Genomic DNA, 21461 nt, shown 5'->3' on the forward strand with positions numbered 1-21461 from the left:
TCAAAGAGAAAGGGCTGTTTCTTACATTCAAGGAAGGTGCTTTTACCTTAGAGAAGAGTGTTTTTACATCTGAGAGGATTTCTTCCATCGAAGGGACAAGATCTGACGCCTACTTGATGATGAAAAAAGTAAACGTCAGAGGTTAGTAGCACAGTCGTTACTAATATCAGTTTGTTAGTGAACAGTACGATTAGTTGATGTTTAGTTCAGGGTCTGCATTCGAATACGTTGGCAGCTCGCCACATATTACCTTTTTACAAAAATGAATCATGCCACGCTGAGTAACGAGTAAGAGTTCTTCATCATTTAATGGAATATAGGTCATAGCATCCGAAGAGAGCACGGCACCTTCGCTGATCATCACTTTCTCGTAGAACGTAAGTTCTCTATTTGGAATGATCTGCTCGTGTTGAGTCTCATCTAACGAAATATCGTGTTGGGTGACAACGTAAGTACCTGACGATGTAAAGCCAGCTTCTTTGGTCGAAACATATAACAGTTCATAGCTATTATTTTTCTTAAACTCAATATCCACAGAAGCTTGATTGTAAATTATTTTCTCTGGCGGATTGACCACCGATGCTGTGTTGGCTAAATAATGGCCTTTAAGGTGAGTTTGAGGAATAAAGGTTGTGAGCCAGCCGACTAAAACACCCAATAGTACGACGACAACAAATATCTTTTTTTCTTTATTCACAAGTAACTCCTTTAAATTCGCTAGGGAAGCTCAAAGATTTTCCTGAATTATCGATGATGATTTTGCGACCCTTATATTCATAAAGAGTAACGTTGTAGAGCTCTTTAAAAGTGAACTCGTCGGTTGCTATTTTACAAGAGATAAAGTGTTGGCCAGCGAGCTCTTCACCTAAGTTGTTTCTATCTAAATAAGAAAACAGGTAATGGGATAAGCCAGCGGTTACTACAAATAAAGCAATCAGCGCTAATGCTTTGTTTGCCTTCTTTGTTGGGGCTGCTTGTTCTGTCGTTGTGCTGTCTTGTACTGAGGCCTCTGTCGGTTGTTCTACTTCGGGTTTTGGCTGCGCTTGCATCTTGCGTAATGCGCGCTCTTTGTCTTGTGTTACTTGCCCTGCAAATCGGTACCCTTTACCGCGTTCAGTGACAATAATCATCCCACTCTTATCTTCTAACGCTTTTCGGCAGATAGAGATCGTTTGCATTAAGCTGCCATCTTCAACGTAGATACCTTTCGACACCCACACCTGTTCTATCAGAACTTGGCGAGTGATCACTTCGTTAGGCCTAGAGATAAAAAACTTAAGTAGCTCTGATTCATTAGAACCTATTGGGTATGTACGACCTGTCTTAAAGTGGTGGATTTCACTCTCTTCTAAATTGACCTGTATATCATCATTGATAATAAATTCAGCAGACATCTGGGTTCTCATTGTTATAAGCGTTCTAACCTAAATATAACAAATATCACTACAAATATAAACTTACTGATTTCACCGTCTTTGATGTTTAAGTGTCTGACCTAAATGATTTTATTTACCTGATTAGATTTCCTTATAAACCTTTTTTAGGTTGTTTAATGCGGTTTCAGGTGCTTGGTGTTAGTAGCTATTGGATCATTAACTGGTGACGCTGATTTAGTGGGTGTGGGTAAAGTGCTCAAATTTCTTACGTAGTTCTATCAACGTGTCATTCCATCTTTGTGTTGCCTTGCTCTCTGCGAATAAAAGTCGACCTTACTTCCGACTCAACCGGCAACTCAAATAACGATAAAACGCATGACCACACCAGTTAAATGCGAAAGCTACGAAGGAGCTGTTTTGAAAGAATTCAATAAGCCATATTTATGTGGACTAATTACGCTTGCCTTACTCGGCTGTCAGTCTGAAGACTCGACTCAAGATGCCGTTTCCGTTTTGGTTCCTTACAACATTAATGAACTACCAAAACCGAACGATGGCTATGGGTATGACGATGACGGAACCATTACCGGAGTCGGTGAAGACGTCGCAATAATGTCATCGACTAACGATGTCTACTATCAAGATTACAATAATTCATACGCAGCCCTAGACGGCTGGGGACTTTGTGCGGAACCGATTTTAATTCCTCTACAAAGTGTTAATTCAGATAAACGTTATCCACTCAATAACGAAACCTTAGCTGGGCATGTTGTATTAATTGATGAAATAACAGGCGATGAAGTTGATACTCGAATATCGGCCGATGGTTCAAATATCAAAATTCAATGTGAATCAGGGTTGTTTGAAAACAGGGTTTATTCAATTGTTGTTACTGATGGAGTCAAAACTGAATTTGGTGAGCCTTTAAAAGCCGATTCTAGCTTTGAGCAACTATTATATTCGGATACACAATTCGAGAGCGACAAAGAACAAGATCTTCATACACAAGTCATAAGCGCTATAAGCTCATATGAAGACATATATTCTGGAAAAGGTATTCCGGTCTATGCGGCACAGTTTAAGACTCAGAGCGCTTATTCTCAGCTTGATGCGATGAAATACAACCATGAGTCATTTGGGACTTCGTTTACTGGTCAATTAAATCCGATTACAGAAAGAAAGAAGGATTACGACTGGTATACCAAGCAACTTAAAATCCCATCTTATTTACCTTTTACTAAAGCGAGAGAGTCAGAGTGTATTATTGATGAATTTGAGCCGAAGGATAATTGTCCGCCACTTTACGAGTGGATTACAAATACCGATGATAGTTTTCCTACGGAAAGAGATCCAACTCCGAAGGTAACCGAAGAGTTAGATATAACTGCAGATATCTATGTCCCTGATGGCTGGGATAAAAGAAGTCAGCTACCTACAGCAATCTTTATTCACGGTGTGACAGCGGAGCGCGGTACTGCTTCTTTAATGGCTGCGGAATATACAAAAAAAGGGTATGCCGTTGTTGCGATTGACATGCCGTACCACGGAGAGCGAATGCGTTATGACTCAAGCCCGGAACATGTGGAAATCTCCGCTAGAGCAAACAAAGCGTTCTTCATCAATGTAGATTCGCCTTTAGCACTGCGCTCTAACCTTCAACAATCTGTGTCCGATTTTTTAGGCCTTCGTTATGCATTAAGTCAGGAAGCTTGGGTGAAAAAAGATGATATTCACTTAATTGGGCAATCATTGGGCGGCATCATGTCGGTGATGGTCAGTGAATTTAGTCAAGTAAGTTCTGATTTTCATGCAAACTCTGAATTTGAATTTAACACGGTGAACTTTGTTGTTCCGGGACAGGGACTAACGAATTTGGTTTTGTCTTCTCAAACCTTAGGCCCTGAAATGTCTGAAGGTGTTAAGAAGTCTCCAGATGTTCAGAGAGGTATTGCTGAAACTGTCATACCCGATATATGTACAGCAGAAGCGACGAATCAAGAATGTATTGAAGCACTTAGAGAGTTCGTAGCACTTTCAACAGATAATGCGCTGCTTGTGAGTCAGTTAGAGAATGACATTTTTGATTTAGTTGTAACCGATCTTAAACAAGGTGTTCAAGCAACGATTGATAGTGCCGATCCTGCCAGTTTCATATCCCGTCAAGTTAAGGCTGAGCAACGGACTCTTTTGTTAGCTGCCGTTGGAGACTGCGGAGAAACCTGTGATGTAGGTGTTGATTACATTCCAGATAGCGTTATTCCAAACACTGCCCCAGACAATATTCGCACTGGTACCGAGCCACTAATTACTGCTCTTGGTTTAGATCCAATTACAGGCACATCAGAAAATACAAATCAAAAGCGCGGCGCCATAAGGACTACAACTGGGGGGCACGGTACTTACTTGTTCCCGTATGAAGGTCCTGTTGATGAAAACGGATTACCGGGTATGCCGGGAGAACATATGTCTGACGTACGTGAAGCTGTTGACACTCAGCAAGTTGCTGTTGCTTCAATGGTAATGAGTGACGGCTCAGTCGTAGTTATAAACAACGAAGATCATATCGAAACTGAGGTGCCTCAAGATGAAGAATAAACTTTTATTGGGCACTGCAGCTGCTCTGATCCCTTGTTTAACTAATGCAGCTGGTTTTCAACTTAACGCGCAGTCAGCAACAGGTTTAGGTCGTGCATTCGCAGGTGACGCGGTAATGGCAGATAGCGCAGCGGTTGTTGCTAAGAACAGTGCTGCGATGGCTTACATCGAACAACCTATGTTGTCGGTAGGCGCTATCTATATCGATAGTGGGATTGATGTATCGAATATCAGTTACACACCTTTGATAGGTGATACGACATCAATCAGTGACCAAGAACTCAGCGCGGGTACGCTAGTACCGAATATCCACTACGTGCATCCAATTCAAGGTTCCAAATTTACCTTGGGCGCAACCATCCATTCCAATTTCGGTACGGATGTTGAGTTTGATGATTCGTTTGAAGCGGATGAGTTTGGAGGAAAAACAGCGCTCTCAAGTATCAACGTTGGTTTTGCTGTTGCTTATGAGTTGTCTGAAAAAATCAACTTAGGCGCGGGTATTGATGTTATCTACGGTGAAGGTGAAATTCACCGTAAGAATCTACTCGATGTTGATGCCGATGGCTTTGGTTTAGGTGCCAATGTAGGTGCAACGTATCAAGTAAATGAGCGCAATAAATTTGGTATCACTTACCGTTATAGCCCGGATATCGAAGTGGAAGGTGACATAACGAAAGGCGGAGTTGCGGCTGACAAAATGAATGTTCCGTTGCCAGACACATTAGAGTTTTCTGGGTGGCACCAACTCAACGAACAGTGGGCTTTCCACTACAGTCTGCAATGGGTGAATTGGTCTGAATTTGACTCGTTAACGTCTGATTCTTATGACGATTCCATTAAAGATTACCAATGGAAAGACGCGGGACACGTTTCGGTTGGCGGCACTTACACCATGTCAAAAGACATCATTCTGCGAGCGGGCTACATGTATGACATCTCTCCAACCGATGAACTGACGTCTTTATCTATTCCCGATGTCAATCGTCACTGGGTAACCGTGGGTGGTACGTATCACCTGACTCCAGCGAGTTCTGTCTATCTAGGTGTTGGATTCATCATTGGTGAATCGCAACACGTTGATGAGAGCTTAACAACCATTCCGGGAAGCCAATCCAATATATCTGCTGATGTCACCGCCGATGCTTTGCTCGTTGGTGTTCAATATCAGCATCGTTTTTAGCGAGTAGTCATAAACCCTAATTATTCATTTTCGTTCTTGGTTTAGCCAAGTAAAAACATCGTAAGGCTCATTAGCAATATTGAGCCCTATTCCGAACTTATGGCTGTTGTTAGCATTGATATAAATAGCTGGATGCTTATTTAGCTAACAACGGCTGCACAGAAAAACGCTTCAAATCAGATGATTGTGGCGACTTATGGTTATTGAACATGAAATTTAAAAAGCTTAGTAAAACCATTGCTTTGGCTCTATTCGCCTTAAATACAACACCGACGCTAGCACAAGACTCACCATTGGTGCCCGTCACGGTCGAAAAAGCGCATACACAGGCTTTTACCTCATCAATTCGAGAAGTAGGCAAAATTAGGGCGACAGACTCTGCAGCGCTTACTTTCAGTGCTTCCGACAAAATACTTACGATTCATTTCAAAGATGGCGATTCCGTTAAGAAAGGTGAATTGATCGCTCAGCTCGATAACACCAAAGCTAAAGCCGATCTTGATAAAGCAAGAAGCTCACTCGCACTAGCGAAATCGAAGTTGAAACGTGTGCGAGAGTTACTAAAGAAGCAACCTGACTCCATGTCTCAACAAGACGTAGAAGAGCTAAAAGAGCAAGCCAATCTAGCGGCGGCCGATTTCCGTCAGAAAGAAGCACTGATGAACGATTACCTGTTGGTTGCGCCATTTGACGGGCAGCTTACTAATTTCAGCCATTCGGTCGGAAGTAAAATAGACAGTTCGACGGCATTGGTTAGCTTGATCAAGCTTGATCCTGTTGAAGTGCAATATGCGATTGGCCAGTCTGACTTGGGTAATGCAAAGCTCGGTCAGAGTGTCTTGATTCAAGTGGACGCATTCCCCGAGGAGTCGTTCGAAGGTGTGGTTGATTATATCGCGCCGGCCGTTGACGAAAGTTCTGGTCGTGTTGAGGTTCATGCTCATGTCACCAACCCTAAGCATCGTTTAGTTCCGGGTATGTTTGCCAAGTTGAGCCAAATGACCAGCGAAGATTCAATGCAAATGGTTGTGTCTCAAAACTCGGTGCAAGCAAAAGACACTAAGCGCTTTGTATGGGTGGTGAACGGTAACAACATCGAACAACGAATCGTTGAGTTAGGTGTAAATACTAATGATGGTTATGTGGTGGTCGAGAAGGGACTTGAGCTAGGAGAAAGCGTTGTTGCGACAGGACAACAGAATCTCAAAGTTGAATCTCTGGTTAAGGTGATGAATCCAAATGCAGAGGTGAAAACCGTTAAGTCAGTCCAAGAACAGCACCCAATCGAGCCTTCTGTCGATTGGACAAAGCAATCACCAAAAGTGAAAGCTGAACTGCTTGAAGAAGCGAGTACAGAACTCCCAAAAACGAACGGCGTGACGGCAGAACAAGTCGAAATCGAACCATCAAAGGATTCAAAAAATACCGTAAATTCAGGCAAGGAAGCGACGACCGAGGAGAACGTGAATGAAGCTTCCTGAGATTTGTATTAAGCACCCTGTTTTTGCATCCGTCCTGAGTATCGCTATTGTGTTACTTGGTCTGCTGTCATTTCAGAAATTATCGATTCAGTATTTCCCTGATCACAAAACACCTTCTGCAACGGTAACGGCTGCGATTAATGGTGCGAGTGCTGAGTTCATGTCACGTAACGTGGCAGACAAACTGATCACTGCGGCGACTGGTCTTGATAGCGTGAAAACGATGACCACCGACTGTCAGGAAGGAACGTGCAATCTTAAAATCATCTTTGAAGACGACATTGATGAAGTCGAATACACGAGCCTGATGAACAACCTACGCAGCAGTGTCGAAGCGATTGGTGATTTCCCGCCGAGTATGACGGACAAGCCGACGGTCACAGATGACTCTTCTGACACCAGTATGCCGAGTAATATCATTACTTTTGTGAACACTGGCAAGATGTCTAAGCAAGATATGTACGATTACATCAGCCAACAAGTCGTGCCGCAGTTTAAGCATATTCAAGGTGTCGGTGGTATTTGGGGCCCGTACGGCGGCAGTGAAAAGGCGGTGCGTGTTTGGCTACAACCCGATCGCATGATGGCGCTTAACATGAGCGCGTCAGACGTGGTGAACACATTAAGCTCATACAACGCGACGTTTACAGCAGGTACCATCAAAGGTCAGGTACGAGACTTCTCAATTAACCCAGTCAACCAAGTGACCAGCGTCGATGATGTTCGAGACTTGGTGGTTCGTGTCGATAATGGCAAGATCATTCGTATAGGCGATATTGCCGAAGTCAAAATGGGTGAAGAAAGCCTAACACCAAGTATTCTTCGTGTAGACGACAACCTAGCGATGTCGATTCAGGTACTGCCACTGAAAAGTGAAAACCCAGTCACCGTCGCCAATAAAGTGAAGAAGCAAATCGACTTGATTCAACCTCAGTTGCCAGAAGGCATTGAGATGAAGATGGTTTACAACCAAGCAGATTTCATTAAAACCGCGATTGATGAAGGCTTCATGACTTTAGTTGAAGCGATTGTTCTTGTTTCTGCTGTTGTCGTTCTTTTCCTAGGCTCCGTTCGTGTGGCTTCGATTCCGATCATTACCATTCCAGTGTGCGTGATAGGTGTGTTTGCGGTGATGCACTTGCTTGGTTTTAGCATCAACGTACTGACTATTTTGGCGATCATTCTTGCGATTGGTTTGGTAGTCGATGATGCGATTGTTGTGGCTGAAAACTGCTACCGACATATCGAAGAGGGTGAAACTCCGTTTAATGCGGCAATCAAAGGGTGTCGAGAGATCGTATTCCCAGTGATTGCGATGACGCTTACCTTAGCTGTTGTGTATTTGCCAATTGGCCTAATGGCAGGCTTAACCGCCGACCTGTTTAGACAATTTGCTTTCACGCTTGCGGCAGCGGTGATCATCTCTGGTTTTGTGGCGTTAACGCTCTCACCCATGATGAGCGCTTATTTGATGAAGCCTGTTTCAACACCAGCAAAGTGGTACCAAAAGGTCGATGCTAAACTGAATGTCCTTTCTGATGTGTACACCAAAGAGCTAGGCAAATGGTTTGAGCGTAAAGCTCTGATGAGCGGTATCGCTTTGATGCTGATTGCACTGTCTGCTTTGGCTGTTTGGAAGATGCCTCAAGTGCTGCTTCCAACGGAAGATACTGGCTTTGTTGAGGTCACTTCAACGCCTCCTACAGGAGTGGGGCGTCAGTATCATCTCGACAATAATGAACAACTCAACAGCGTGTTCAAAGGTGATGACTCGGTGGAAGCGAACTTGTCTTACATTGAAGGCACTCCGACCAACCACGTTCTATTAAAACCATGGGGAGAGCGCGACCAATCTGCCGATGAGTTGGTGAATGAGTTTATTGCCAAAGCGCAAAGTTCAGTCTCTGCTTATGGTATGTCTTTCAAGGTTCGCTCTGCTGATAACTTGAACATTGCTACTAACATGATCCTTGAGTTAACGACGGTTAACCGTGATACCACCGTATTATCGGAAACGGCGAACGAGGTGGTGGAAGCGCTAGAGAAATACGAAGGCGTGACCAACATTAAAAACTCAATGTTGCGTGACCAATTGCGTTATGACTTGTCGATTGACCGCAATGCGATTGTATTGTCTGGCGTGGATTACAGTAATGTCACCAATGCGCTATCGACTTTCTTAGGTTCAGTGAAAGCGGCCGATTTACAAGCGGATGATGGCTATACATACCCGATCCAAGTTCAAGTAAACCTGAGTGATCTTGGTGATTTCAAGGTGCTTGATAAGCTGTATGTGGATTCACAGTCGGGTCAAAGGCTTCCTTTATCTCAGTTTGTATCGATTAAACAAGTGACATCAGAATCGAACTTCAAGACATTCATGGGTAAAGACAGCGCTGAGATTACCGCAGATTTAATGCCTGGATATACGGCTAGCGATGTGAAAGCTTATATTGATGACACCGTTCCAAGTCTATTGAAACCAGCGCAGAGCTACGAATTCAACGGAATTGTAAAAGATCTCGTTGATTCAACCGCCGGTGCACAGGTGCTGTTTGTATTGGCGTTAATTTTCATCTTCCTGATTTTGGCAGCGCAGTTTGAAAGTTTTGTCGACCCAATGATCATCTTGCTAACGGTTCCGTTGTGTATCGTGGGTGCGATTCTGACGTTATCGATATTTGGACAAAGCCTCAATATCTATTCGAAAATTGGTTTGCTGACTTTGGTTGGCTTAGTGACTAAACACGGTATCTTGCTGGTGGAGTTTGCGAACGAGAAACGTAAGTCTGGTGCTAGTGCTCAGGAAGCGGCGATCAGCAGTGCACGTTCAAGATTACGTCCTATCTTGATGACGTCACTAACGATGATTCTAGGTTCATTGCCGCTAGCGCTGGCTGATGGTCCGGGTTCATTAGGTCGTATTAATATTGGATTAGTACTGGTCGGTGGCTTGTCTGTCGGAACTTTCTTCTCATTGTTCTTAGTGCCAGTCGCGTATGTCGGTATGGCGAACTTAAAGCAAATGGATGTATTGACTCGATTGAGAGCCAAACCAGCCTAATCTATCTAATCGGTTTACAGTTCACGTAATCGAAGAAACGAAAAAGCGCCTACCATTATTCATGGTGGGCGCTTTGTTATTTACTGTATTAGTCGCCTGAACAAGCTAACTGAATCGAACCGATAAAAACGGTGCGAAATTATCTAGAACGGAGCAAAGTTATCTGGCACAACCGTTGGTACCGTCCAACGCTGATGAGCGTCTATCGGTTCCAATGCCGAGTTATGTTGTGGGATCTGTCCACGGTCACCGTACAACCACAACACGAAGTTAGAACGCTCACCACTGGTAATTGGCAATGCCGCGTGTGCTACGTTTCCTCGGTGGATTATTGCCATTCCGGGGGTAAACGTCGCCTCATTCATTTTACCCGTTATAGGGTCATAAAAGTTGAGTGCAGAGCCTGAAAACGCTTCATCGGGTAAATTCAGATTGATATTGAGCGTGACAGACGATGCATCAGTATGAAGGCGCAAAGAGGTGTCTTTGTTCGCTTGATACTGAATTGAGAATCCAAAAGTTTGCGAATCGTAGCCCATGATTTCTGGGAACAACAAACGCGCAATTGGACGCATGTAACTGTCGAGCAGATCACGATAAAACGCTTGGAAACTCGGCGCGGCTAAATAGCCTTCAGAGCGGCTGTCCAGCATCGCACCACCTTGGTTGAGCACTATGCCGTAAGGCGGGCGCAACGGGATTTGAGCCTTAGATACTTCTTCTAAGTAATCGCGCAGTCCGGCCAAACGCTCCGGGTCAAAGAACTGGAATTTAAACACACCAGGTGAGACCTCTTCGAGCAAGTCTTGCACTGCAATTTCTTTCGTTGGATCTTGCCACGCCTCTCTAACGGCTTCACGCAGACGAGCGTCTAATATTGAATCATCGAAATTTAGCTGGCTGCCTTCGGCACTCACTTCCCACTCTTTCCAAGCTTCACTGAACAGGCTTTTATTGTTGTCCCAAAACTGTTGCACAGAAGGAGTTCGTTGAAGCATCGCTTCGCGTGTTGGTAAATCGATGGCGCGTGCACGCTCTAGTTGATTAGATAACATAATGTATTCGCTCCTTTTGTTTGCTTGAGCCCAATCTATTACACCAAGGTTTGTAGATAAACAGGGCGTTACGCAAAACAGAATTAACGTTTTCTATATAATCAGTGTAAAGGATGGGTTACTTTAAGAAGCTGTCAGTCCTTGATTAGACGTGGTCATTTTAACAATGAACGCAAGGTTTGCTTAGCTAGTTGCGATGTCGTGGGTGTATCAGTGATAAAACAGCGTATGGATGAGATACCCACACGCCGTTTTCAAGTATCAGTAGTGATTTTAGACACAACTGATGGGGTGACATTCTATCTATGATCAATATTGATCTTCGAAAAGCTAACCGAGAATACTTGACCAGCAAACTCTCTTGAAGGCTTTATTTGGGCGTAAAGACCGGCTTTAAAGTAGTACTCTTCCTTTAACCATGCTTTTGACAACGTAACCTTGTTACCATCACGATCTTCTGTTTCGATGCCCCAAGGTAAGAAGCGCTCTGATAATTCGTCATTAATGAGTGTTGAAAGGTAAATACCTTGCTCATCGAGGCGAATCGTGTAATCCCAATCCAGGTTTGCAGGTGCGACTCCTAGGTTGACACTGAATGGCTGACAGTCGCTACACATTTTGTTTCCTGGTAGAAATGAATCGTTCAGAACAACACGTACCGGCTTATTTTCACCATCCCACTGCAATTTCACTAGCGCTTGTTTAATGTCTTTACCATGAATTTGGCCGAGAACGACTTTTGGGTCACTGCCTGTCACGTCTTTATTCGGGAACTGATCAACGCTCACTGTCGCTTTAAGTTCATGTGTCCCTGTTACCGCCCAGTTTTGGTCTTTAGTGCTGCATCGATTTTCGGTATTGAACTTATACAATTCACGAAGTTCCGAACGAGCGTATTTTGTGTTTGCTGTAGTTGAAACTTGACCACCAAGATCAACGGTGAATTTTAGACGTTCTTCGCCATTAACAGACTCACGAGAGAACCAAGGAAGATGAGTGTCGTTGGTTAAGTACTCTTTACCATTACATTCTTGGGGAATGAGCTCGGCTGCGCTGCTACGGCCATTGTTGTAGTAATCGTCACCACTGACTGGAAGGGTGATTTTCCATTGCTCGATGTTCCAATTGCAATCTGTGCATGTTTTAAGCTCTGCTTGTTCGCTTTTAGCATTAGCTTCACAGCCTGTGAGTAATAAACCGCTAGAAATAAGTGCAGCAATCTTGAAGTATTTTAAAGTGTGTTGATATTTGAACATAAAAAGTAATTTGTAATACAAAAGGTAGGCGAACTTTAACGATAAATTACGGGGTTTTCATTGGTCCAAGAGCGGTTTTACATATAACTGACAGAGCTCTGAGTTACCGATTCCAAAAACACATCTCAATACAATTTTTCTAAGTAATGGAAGTAGCCGTTGGATCAATGAGGTTATCTTTTACATACGGTCTAGTAATGATTCGCTGAACGAACATGCAAATCCTTTTGCATATTCGATGGGGGAAACTTTTCTTAGAAGTCGTAGTTTAGGTTCATTGAGCTGTAGATTTCGGCGTTGCTTTGGTCTGAAGCGACGGTTGTGTTGTAAATGTATTCGGTATCAAACGTTAGCGCTAAATTGCCCATCAGAATGTTCTTTAGGTAGCCCTTAAGGTTGTAGTTGGTGTTCTCTTCACCGTAAGCCATGTTAGCGGTTGCGCCCATAGAAAACGTTTCTGTGAGCGTTAGCGAGCCATCAACACTAGCATTAACGATCAGTTCATAGTTCTCTTTGTTGGGGAACTCTTCATCGGAGGATTGTCGTTTACTGATTCGATAACCCGGGCCCGCCGATCCTTGAAGCTTAATTCTTTCGGTATCGTAAAAGTGACGACCTAGTCCGGTAGCAGCGATGAACTGCTTACGATAGGTACCAAAGTGGTCGTGTTCAAAACGTGTTGTCGCAACCAAATAGGTGACTTCGTTTAAGTCATAGCTGATGCCATAGTTGGTGGTATAACGATTAGTACCATCTTCATCATTTTCAGCATCGGTATAGTAGGTGTCGAACTGAACTCGCTGTCCCCAGTTTTCTTTCTTGTAGCCAACGGATATTCCAGAGTTGATAGATAACGATGAACTGGTGTTTTGAGAGTAGATAAACCCCAGTTTGGTTAATGTAGTGAAGGGTGACTCGTCTTCTTGTTCCGATTCCGACTTTTCTACCAATATCGCTTCGTCTTGGAAGGCTTGCTCTTCTGTAAGCTCGGGTTGTTCTGTAAGCGTAGGTTCTTCAATTGGAGCGGCTTCTTCCTTCAGTACCGTTTCTTCAGCGAATACCTGCACAGACAGAACCATCGCAATTAGAGGTAACGGGTTGAAATTGCGTTTGTATAGATCTGTGTCTCTTACTTGGTGTGTTGATTCTGAAATAGCGTTTGTCGACATAATGGTTAGGTATATAAAGTGATTTAACACGACCAACCAAGGGTTAGTCGTGATGAGTAGTCAATGATTGAACCGTATGGTCGAGTGAGTTACGACGCGATAGGAAAAGGCGAGAAGATGGTTTTGATCGCAGAAAACCCGTTGCCTCTATGAGGGTTGAAATCTTCGATATGAACAAAGAATTCAAGGATCTCTGAGGGCTTGTCATCTTCAATCAATAAGAATTCCAGTAACCCTTTTTCGATATGACACGAAAGAATGGTTTCATTGGAATGGTCTGCTGAGATTTGTTCAACATTGATCACGACGCTTGTCTCGGGTAAGACATTGAAAGAGTCCTGCGCACATTTAAGAATACAGCTGCACACGTACTCTCGATATAAGGCGTTGCTTTCTGAAAGGGATAAGGTTTCTAACTTTACTTCGCCTTGGCACAGTACCTTTTTCTCTTTAGGAATCACGTTGTGCCTATTAACCTGAATGTTGATTTCTAACAGGTGACCATTCTTGAAGGTATTAAAGTTGTGGTTTATCAGCTTGGTGTCGACCACTGCCGCGTTCATTGGGTTCTGCTGAGCTTCAGAAAGAGCAGACAACTTTGATTCGCTATCGTTATTCAAAACGCCTTTCGACAATTGATTGCCTTTTGCCCAATAGCTGTAGTTCTGAACCCAATGTACAAATTCCGTTTTATATTGTTCGATGTCTTTCTCTGCTGCTTGCTCGACATTGTTTGTGAGGGTGTGAAACTTAGATTTGTTACCCAAAAGTATATCGAGCCAGTATGGCTTGTATTCATCAAGCGCTTTCATGGCTTTGACTTTATGATCGAAGCGAACCGTTGGCATTGCAGGCGCAGGTTCCATGGCAATCGACTCCCAATTTACTTTTGGTGTCGGAATGGTATGGACGGATTGGATTAAGTGCAGGTGCTGGTTGAACAAGGTCACTTCACTTACCGCGTCCTCAAGTTGTTTGGTATTCATCTACATTCCTGTCGACTGTTGTTCTTGTAATTTGGCGTTCATTTTATGGCCAAATGACGCTCGGAATATTTCAATGAATGTGAATGATCTTTCGTGAGGTTGTTTGATATTGGTTTAGGAATATTTGGAGTGGTAGCGCTGAGGTTTATCGTTTAGGGAATGAGGGCTTTCACAGAGGACGGGGGTCCTCTGTGTTAGTTATAGCAATACTTGATTGAGTATTATCTTTGGCGTTTTGCGACCAAAGTGAATCGGTAATCGTTAGATGTGAAGTAGTTTCGGCTGTATTCAAATACCGTGTTATTGGCGAGATAACCACGAGTTCGCTTTTCAATAATCGGTTGAGCAGGGTCGATATCCAACTGTTTAGCCACGTCTTCAGGTGGAAGAATCGGAACCAGTTCTTGCTCACTTCGATCAATCACCATGCCTTTGGTGTTTTCAATAAAGTCGTATTTTGATGTTTGCATCACTTGATAGGTAAGATCCGGGAATAGGGCAACTGGCAACCAAGTCTCTTCAACCGTGATTGGGTTGTTGTCTATGAAACGAACACGCTTTACGTAGAAAACCAATTCGCCTTCTTTGATATCTAGATGTTCAGACATCACCAAAGAGCAGGGTTTCATTTCAAAGGCCAAAACCTCACTGTGCGTGACCACATCCAAATGCGCCCACTTTTCTTGAAAGCTCGACTGTTTGTAGATGTCGTAATTGATCTTGTTCTCTTTCACATAAGTGCCGCTGCCTTGAACACTTTCAAGCTCATCATTTTCGATCAGTAGCTTGAGTGCTTGTCTTACGGTGACACGGCTGACAGAAAAGACTTCACGTAGCTGTGCTTCTGTTGGAAGTGCTTCTCCAACTTTATATTCACCAGAACTGATCTTTTCTCTTATTGCATCGGCGATTTGGCGATACATCGGGAGTCTTGCCATTTTTGCCTCATTTGTGCGCTAGGACAACTAGACTTTGATTAACAACCTGTACCTTAAATACGTAAATTTGCTCTATATAAGCCTTGCTTTAAAGGTTAGTGTGAGCATCGTATCGGTATTTTGTAGTACATATAATACAAATTAAACGATACATAACAAGCTTTCTTAAAGGATTTACCAATACGATTTAAATACAAATTAAATACAAATACGTATTGGTGAGATCGTGATCACGGATTAAATGTCTTGAAGTTGTATTATTCTTCTCGTCGACAGGGACGACTGTCGTACTAATCCGTGACTATGGGACAAAGGTTATGAAACTTACTACTCTAACGAATAAGTCGCTCGTGAATCTGCAAACTACGTTTAGCAGTCGAGAAGAAGCGATTTACGCACTTGCTGACCAACTGGATCAGCAAGGCAAACTGCATAACAAGCAAGAGTATCTTGATGCAGTATTTGCTCGTGAAGAGCAAGGCCCGACAGCGCTTGGTGAAGGCCTAGCTGTACCGCACGGCAAGACTGACGCGGTTAAAGAAGCTGGCTTCGCTGTAGCAACGCTTAAAGAAGACATGAAATGGAAAGGCTTGGATGAAGACGAAGATGTCAATCTTATCTTCCTAATTGCGATTCCAAATGCAGAAGCGGGTTCTACCCACATGCATCTGCTGACTGCACTGACAACTACATTGGTTGACGACGATGTTCGCGAAGCGGTACTAAAAGCGACAACGGCTGAAGAAATCTTTGCGCTTCTTGATGGCGACAATCAACAAGAAGAAAAACGAGACAACTTAGATACAAATGCGCCGACAATTGTATGTGTTACTGCTTGCCCTGCAGGTATTGCTCATACTTATATGGCGGCAGAATACCTAGAAAAAGCCGGCAAGAAGCTTGGCTACAAGGTTCATGTTGAAAAGCAGGGCGCAAACGGTATTGAAGATCGCTTAACTGCGGAACAACTTAACAATGCTGTGGCGTGTGTTTTTGCTGCTGAAGTTGCGATTAAAGAATCTGAGCGCTTTGATGGCATTCCTCGTGTTGAAACCCCAGTTGCAGAACCGATTAAGCACGGTGAACGCATTCTTAATGAAGCGATTGAAGAGTCGAAAAAAGGTAACGGTGCAGAACGTAAAGTGGCTACCGATGACAAACCGAAGAAACTGCCGTTGAAAACTGAGCTTAAACAAGCACTGCTTTCTGGTATTTCTTACGCGGTTCCTCTTATCGTTGCTGGTGGTACTGTTCTTGCGGTTGCTGTTCTTATCGCGCAAATTTTTGACCTGCAAGAGCTCTACGCAACAAAAGATTCTTGGCTATGGATGTATCGCAAACTAGGTGGCGGCCTACTGGGTACATTGATGGTGCCAGTACTGGCGGCTTACACAGCTTACTCATTAGCAGACAAACCCGCACTTGGTCCTGGTTTTGCCGCAGGTATTGCAGCAAACATCATAGGCTCTGGCTTCCTAGGCGGTGTTGTTGGTGGTTTGATTGCTGGTTACGTGATGCGTTGGGTAAAAGAGCATGTTCGCTTAGGCCCTGCGTTTAACGGCTTCCTCACTTTCTACCTTTACCCTGTGATCGGTACTTTGGTGGCAGGTAGCTTGATGCTGTTTGTTATCGGTAAACCTGTAGCGTTCCTAAACCAAGGTCTAACGGACTGGTTGAACGGTATGTCAGGCACCAATGCGCTGTTATTGGGTGCGATTCTTGGTCTGTTTGTATCATTCGACTTAGGTGGTCCGGTAAACAAAGCCGCTTACGCATTCTGTTTAGGTGCAATGGCGAACGGTGTTTATGGCCCTTACGCAATCTTTGGTTCAGTAAAAATGGTATCGGCGTTCACTGTAACGGCTTCAACCATGATCGCTCCACGCCTATTCAAGGACTTTGAGATTGAAACCGGTAAATCGACATGGCTACTTGGCCTTGCGGGTATTACCGAAGGTGCAATCCCAATGGCGATTGAAGATCCAATCCGTGTAATCGGCTCATTCCTACTAGGCTCTGTGGTTACAGGTGCAATGGTTGGTGCGGCAGGTATTGGTCTATCGACACCGGGTGCAGGTATCTTCTCTATCTTCTTGTTACACGATTCAGGTTTAGGCGCATTCTCTGCTGCTGCAATTTGGTTCGGTGCTGCGATTGTCGGCACAGTGATTTCAACTGTTACTCTTCTGATGTGGCGTGGTCACGCTGTAAAAAAGGGTAAGTTTGAAGCAAGTACTGCAACACAGAACTAACTGAATTTTGAGCTCACTTCTAGCTCGTAATTAAAAACACCATATAAAAAATAACGAACAACTTGGCTGTCCTAAATACCTGTGCTCCTAACGGTTTTATTCACACAGATTCTGGGCGTGGTTTTCTGCACCCTAAATTTAGTGGCAGCCAATTTTAACCCCTTGAAAAACTTTAATTTAGTCGTATTTGAGTTCGAATTTTAGATTTACTCGAAGCGACACATTTAGGTAAATGATTATGACTACATCACGCGTACATATTACTCCACACATGCACTGGGATCGTGAATGGTATTTCACAACAGAAGAGTCTCGCATTCTTCTTGTGAACAACATGGAAGAAATCATGAACCGTCTGGAGAGTGATCCAGAATACAAATACTACGTTCTAGATGGTCAAACCGCTGTTCTAGAAGACTACTTTGCGATCAAACCAGAGAACACAGAACGCGTAAAAGCATTGGTTGAAGCGGGCAAGCTTATTATTGGCCCTTGGTATTCTCAAACCGACACAATGCAAGTTTCTGGTGAGTCGATTGTACGTAACATGATGTATGGCATTCGCGACTGCATGAAATTTGGCGATGCAATGAAGATTGGTTACTTACCAGATTCATTCAGCATGAGTTCTCAACTGCCGATGATCTACAACGGCTTTGACATCACGCGTGCAATGTTCTGGCGTGGTTGTTCAGAGCGTCATGGCACCAACAAAACAGAATTCTTATGGCAATCAAACGACGGCAGTGAAGTAACGGCACAAGTGCTTCCACTGGGTTACGCGATTGGTAAATACCTTCCGCAAGATGAAGAAGGCTTGCGTGCTCGTTTAGATAAGTACTTCCCAGTGCTAGAGAAACCATCGGTAACCAAAGACATCCTGCTGCCGAATGGTCACGATCAAATGCCGATTCAAAAAGACATCTTTGAAGTGATGGACAAGCTTCGCGAAATTTACCCAGATCGCGAATTCTCAATGAGTCGCTTTGAAGAAGTGTTCGAGAAAGTAGAAGCAGCACGTGATCAACTCGACACAATCAAAGGCGAATTCAACGACGGTAAATACATGCGTGTTCACCGTACGATCTCTTCGACGCGTATGGACATCAAACTGATCCACGCAGAAATTGAAAATAAGATTGTAAACATCTTAGAGCCTCTAGCATCTATCGCTTGGACATTAGGTTTCGAATACCACCACGGTTTGATTGAGAAAATGTGGAAAGAGAGCATGAAGAACCACGCTCATGACTCGATTGGTTGCTGCTGTTCAGACAAGGTTCACGCTGAAATCCTAAACCGTTACATCCTTGCGGACGATATGGCGACAAACCTGATTCATTTCTACAAGCGTAAGATTGTCGACCACATGCCGGATCGCGAAGGTTGCGACAAATTGGCGATGTTTAACCTTTCTCCGTACGAGCGTGAAGAAGTGGTGAACACAACCATTACTATCCGTGCTCAAGAATTCTCAATCTTTGATGAAAACGAAAACTCAGTTGAGTACTTCATCCAAGACAAGCGCCAAATTGATCCAGGTAAAGTAGACCGTCAAATCGTTCACTACGGTAACTACGACCCGTTCATGGAGTTTGATATTCAAATCAAACGCACTGTGCCAGCGATGGGCTTCACCACGTTACACATTCAAGGTAATGAGAAGGGCGCAGTAAAAGTTGCTGAGCAGAAGGACTACCTATTAGAAAACGAATACTACCGAATCAATGTAAACGACAACGGTACTCTGACTATTTTCGATATAGAGACAGAGCAAGTATTCGACCAAGTACTTCGTTTAGAAGACGGTTCTGATGACGGAGATGAGTACGATTACTCTCCATCTCGTCAAGAATGGTTGCTGTACTCTGATGAATTCCCGGTAGAAACATCGATTGACCACCAAGGCTTCCAATCGGTAGCGAACATCGCTTTCCGAATGAACGTGCCTGCAAACCTTGCAGAGCGTGAAGAACGCACGGGTCAAAATGGTTTTGTTGAAGCGCAATGCCAAGTGGTATTGAAACAAGGCTCTCGCCGCATCGAAGTCCGCATGGAACTAGACAACCAAGCCGACGACCACCGTGTTCGTGTATTAGTACCAACACCATTCGTCTCTGAAACTGTGGTTGCAGATAACCAGTTCGGTTGTATTACTCGACCAACTAACGATCCAGCAATGGCGGTTTGGGAAGAAGAGAAGTGGAAAGAAGCACCAGTTCCTGTGTATCAGTTAATGAACTTTGCAGCGCTAGAAAACGGCAAAGCGGGCATGGCTATTATGTCGAATGGCCTGCGTGAATTCGAGGTGATTGCATCTCAAGGTGACGGAAACAGAGATACCTTCGCACTGACACTATTCCGTGGTATCGGCGTGCTGGGTAAAGAAGAGCTATTGCTTCGTCCGGGTCGTCCATCAGGCATCAAGATCCCAACACCGGATTCACAAGTGCGTGGCAAGTTGGTATGTGAATTCACACTGTGTGGATTCTCTGGTAACCACATTGACGCGAACATCATGGCGCAAGCACGTGACAATGTCACTCAAATCGAATGCTACAACAAGATCCCTTACAACGCGATGAAGCTGAATGTGGGTGAGCAAAACCTACCAATGAGCTTCAGCTTGCTATCGAAGCTACAAGCAGGTGCGGTACTAAGCGTACTGAAAAAAGCTGAAGACGAAGATGCACTGATCATGCGTGTCTACAACCCAGCAGAAACGGGTTCAGTATCGGATTCAATCTCTTTCACTCAAGCGGTTTCAAGCTGGAAAGAGACAAGCATGGACGAGCGCGTTCGTGAAGGTGATGTAGCAATTGAAACCTTTGGTGACTTATCTTTTGGTGAATTAGCATCTTGCCAAGCAAAAACATTCCAAATCAAATTCTAATTTCAATCACCCGCTCACCTTGGTGGGCGGGAATGGTGAACGACAATGAAAATTGTAATTGCCCCCGATTCATTTAAAGAATCACTCGACGCCCATCAAGTTGCGTCTTGTATTGAGCGCGGATTTGCTGATGTTTTCCCTTATGCAGAGTTCGTTAAACTGCCTCTCGCTGATGGTGGTGAAGGTACGGTAGACGTGTTGCTAGAAGCACTCAATGGTAAAAAGCAACAGTTGCAAACGGTGGATCCAATCGGACGTGAATGCACGGCTTACTGGGCATCCTTAGAGCAGGCTGTTGATGGAAAAAAGGTAAAAACTGCCTTGTTAGAATTTGCTCAAGCGTCTGGCTTAGACCGATTAACGGTAGAAGAAAGATCACCTTTAACCGCATCTTCCTTTGGCACCGGGCTATTGATTAAAGATGCGTTAGATCAAGGCGTTGAACAAATCATTATCGGCTTGGGCGGTAGCGCAACCAACGATGCAGGTGCAGGCATTTTACAAGCGTTGGGAGGTAAGTTATTAGACAAGCAAGGCAACGAGTTATCTGGTGGCGGCGCCGAATTAAGTCAGCTAGCAAGCATCGATCTTGATGGGCTGCACGCGAGATGCAAAGAAGTCACGTTCGTGGTCGCTTGCGATGTGAATAATCCATTGTGTGGCGAAAGCGGAGCAAGTGCCGTGTTTGGTCCGCAAAAAGGCGCCTCACAAACTCACGTTCAACAACTTGATGCTGCCATTGGGCACTTTGCCGATATTGCTCAAGCGCACACAGGTGTTAATCATCGCGACAGCGCGGGCTTTGGTGCTGCTGGTGGCACACCTCTAGGGTTAAGCCTGGCATTCAATATCCAAATTAAAGCGGGTATTGAGATGGTACTCGACGCATTAGATGCGGATAAGGTGCTTGAAGGCGCTTCACTGGTCGTGACGGGGGAAGGGCAGATGGACAATCAAACTCTGCAAGGAAAAACACCTTTTGGCATCGCACAGCGAGCTCTTAAGCAGAACATTCCAACCATTGGCATTGCTGGCTCTTTGGGTAAAGACGTTGAAAAGCTTTATGACTCAATGTCTAGCTTATTTGGAACCGTACGTTCACCTCAGTCCTTAGACCAAGTTTTATCAGAAGCGAGCCAAAATCTGACTCGTAGTGCCCGTAATATCGCTGCCACGCTCAAGCTTGGCGGCCAGATTTTTAATGAGAAGTAAT

14 protein-coding genes are annotated in these 21461 nt (G+C 44.1%); 7 read left to right on the forward strand and 7 right to left on the reverse strand.

The window, feature by feature from the left end; translation table 11 throughout:
- Positions 1 to 190 precede the first annotated feature (190 nt).
- Positions 191 to 697: a hypothetical protein gene (locus QUF19_RS23960; RefSeq protein WP_286300402.1), complete on the reverse strand. Its 507-nt coding sequence runs from the start codon at positions 695 to 697 to the stop codon at positions 191 to 193.
- A complete protein-coding gene (locus QUF19_RS23965; RefSeq protein WP_286300405.1) occupies positions 690 to 1394 on the reverse strand; it encodes a winged helix-turn-helix domain-containing protein in 705 nt (234 codons plus the stop codon). The genes QUF19_RS23960 and QUF19_RS23965 overlap by 8 nt, the downstream gene beginning before the upstream one ends.
- 357 nt (positions 1395 to 1751) lie before the next feature.
- Here QUF19_RS23965 and QUF19_RS23970 point away from each other — a divergent pair, with 357 nt between their 5' ends.
- The 4 genes from QUF19_RS23970 to QUF19_RS23985 all read left to right on the forward strand — a co-directional run bounded on the left by QUF19_RS23970 (position 1752) and on the right by QUF19_RS23985 (position 9699).
- Positions 1752 to 3971: a lipase gene (locus QUF19_RS23970; RefSeq protein WP_286300407.1), complete on the forward strand. Its 2220-nt coding sequence runs from the start codon at positions 1752 to 1754 to the stop codon at positions 3969 to 3971.
- Entirely contained in the window at positions 3961 to 5154 is a 1194-nt protein-coding gene (locus QUF19_RS23975) for an outer membrane protein transport protein (RefSeq protein ID WP_286300409.1), read from the forward strand. The genes QUF19_RS23970 and QUF19_RS23975 overlap by 11 nt, the downstream gene beginning before the upstream one ends.
- Positions 5155 to 5363: 209 nt before the next feature.
- Positions 5364 to 6635 (forward strand): efflux RND transporter periplasmic adaptor subunit, encoded by a 1272-nt coding sequence (locus tag QUF19_RS23980; RefSeq protein WP_286300411.1) that lies wholly within the window; start codon positions 5364 to 5366, stop codon positions 6633 to 6635.
- Positions 6622 to 9699, forward strand: coding sequence for an efflux RND transporter permease subunit (locus QUF19_RS23985; protein WP_286300413.1), 3078 nt, complete (start codon positions 6622 to 6624; stop codon positions 9697 to 9699). Before QUF19_RS23980 ends, QUF19_RS23985 begins: the two co-directional genes overlap by 14 nt.
- Positions 9700 to 9842: 143 nt before the next feature.
- Here the strand turns inward: QUF19_RS23985 and QUF19_RS23990 are convergent, their stop codons facing one another.
- The 5 genes from QUF19_RS23990 to QUF19_RS24010 form a co-directional block, all read right to left on the reverse strand.
- A complete protein-coding gene (locus tag QUF19_RS23990; RefSeq protein WP_286300415.1) occupies positions 9843 to 10754 on the reverse strand; it encodes a 2OG-Fe(II) oxygenase family protein in 912 nt (303 codons plus the stop codon).
- 299 nt (positions 10755 to 11053) lie between these two features.
- Positions 11054 to 12010, reverse strand: a complete 957-nt coding sequence (locus QUF19_RS23995) for a polysaccharide lyase family 7 protein (protein WP_286300417.1) — start codon at positions 12008 to 12010, stop codon at positions 11054 to 11056.
- 254 nt (positions 12011 to 12264) lie between these two features.
- A complete protein-coding gene (locus QUF19_RS24000; protein WP_434784925.1) occupies positions 12265 to 13179 on the reverse strand; it encodes a DUF481 domain-containing protein in 915 nt (304 codons plus the stop codon).
- A gap of 89 nt (positions 13180 to 13268) precedes the next feature.
- Complete coding sequence (locus QUF19_RS24005) at positions 13269 to 14165, reverse strand: hypothetical protein (RefSeq protein WP_286300419.1); 897 nt, start codon at positions 14163 to 14165, stop codon at positions 13269 to 13271.
- Between the two features lie 221 nt (positions 14166 to 14386).
- Entirely contained in the window at positions 14387 to 15103 is a 717-nt protein-coding gene (locus QUF19_RS24010; protein ID WP_286300421.1) for a GntR family transcriptional regulator, read from the reverse strand.
- A gap of 317 nt (positions 15104 to 15420) precedes the next feature.
- Here QUF19_RS24010 and mngA point away from each other — a divergent pair, with 317 nt between their 5' ends.
- The 3 genes from mngA to QUF19_RS24025 all read left to right on the forward strand — a co-directional run bounded on the left by mngA (position 15421) and on the right by QUF19_RS24025 (position 21460).
- On the forward strand, positions 15421 to 17355 hold the full coding sequence (mngA, locus tag QUF19_RS24015; protein ID WP_286300423.1) for a PTS 2-O-a-mannosyl-D-glycerate transporter subunit IIABC: 1935 nt from the start codon (positions 15421 to 15423) through the stop codon (positions 17353 to 17355).
- A gap of 238 nt (positions 17356 to 17593) precedes the next feature.
- On the forward strand, positions 17594 to 20248 hold the full coding sequence (gene mngB, locus QUF19_RS24020) for a mannosylglycerate hydrolase (protein ID WP_286300425.1): 2655 nt from the start codon (positions 17594 to 17596) through the stop codon (positions 20246 to 20248).
- Positions 20249 to 20293: 45 nt separating this feature from the next.
- Complete coding sequence (locus tag QUF19_RS24025) at positions 20294 to 21460, forward strand: glycerate kinase (protein ID WP_286300428.1); 1167 nt, start codon at positions 20294 to 20296, stop codon at positions 21458 to 21460.
- Position 21461: the final 1 nt, after the last annotated feature.

The sequence above is a fragment of the Vibrio sp. FE10 genome (assembly GCF_030297155.1).
Taxonomy (GTDB): domain Bacteria; phylum Pseudomonadota; class Gammaproteobacteria; order Enterobacterales; family Vibrionaceae; genus Vibrio; species Vibrio apostichopi.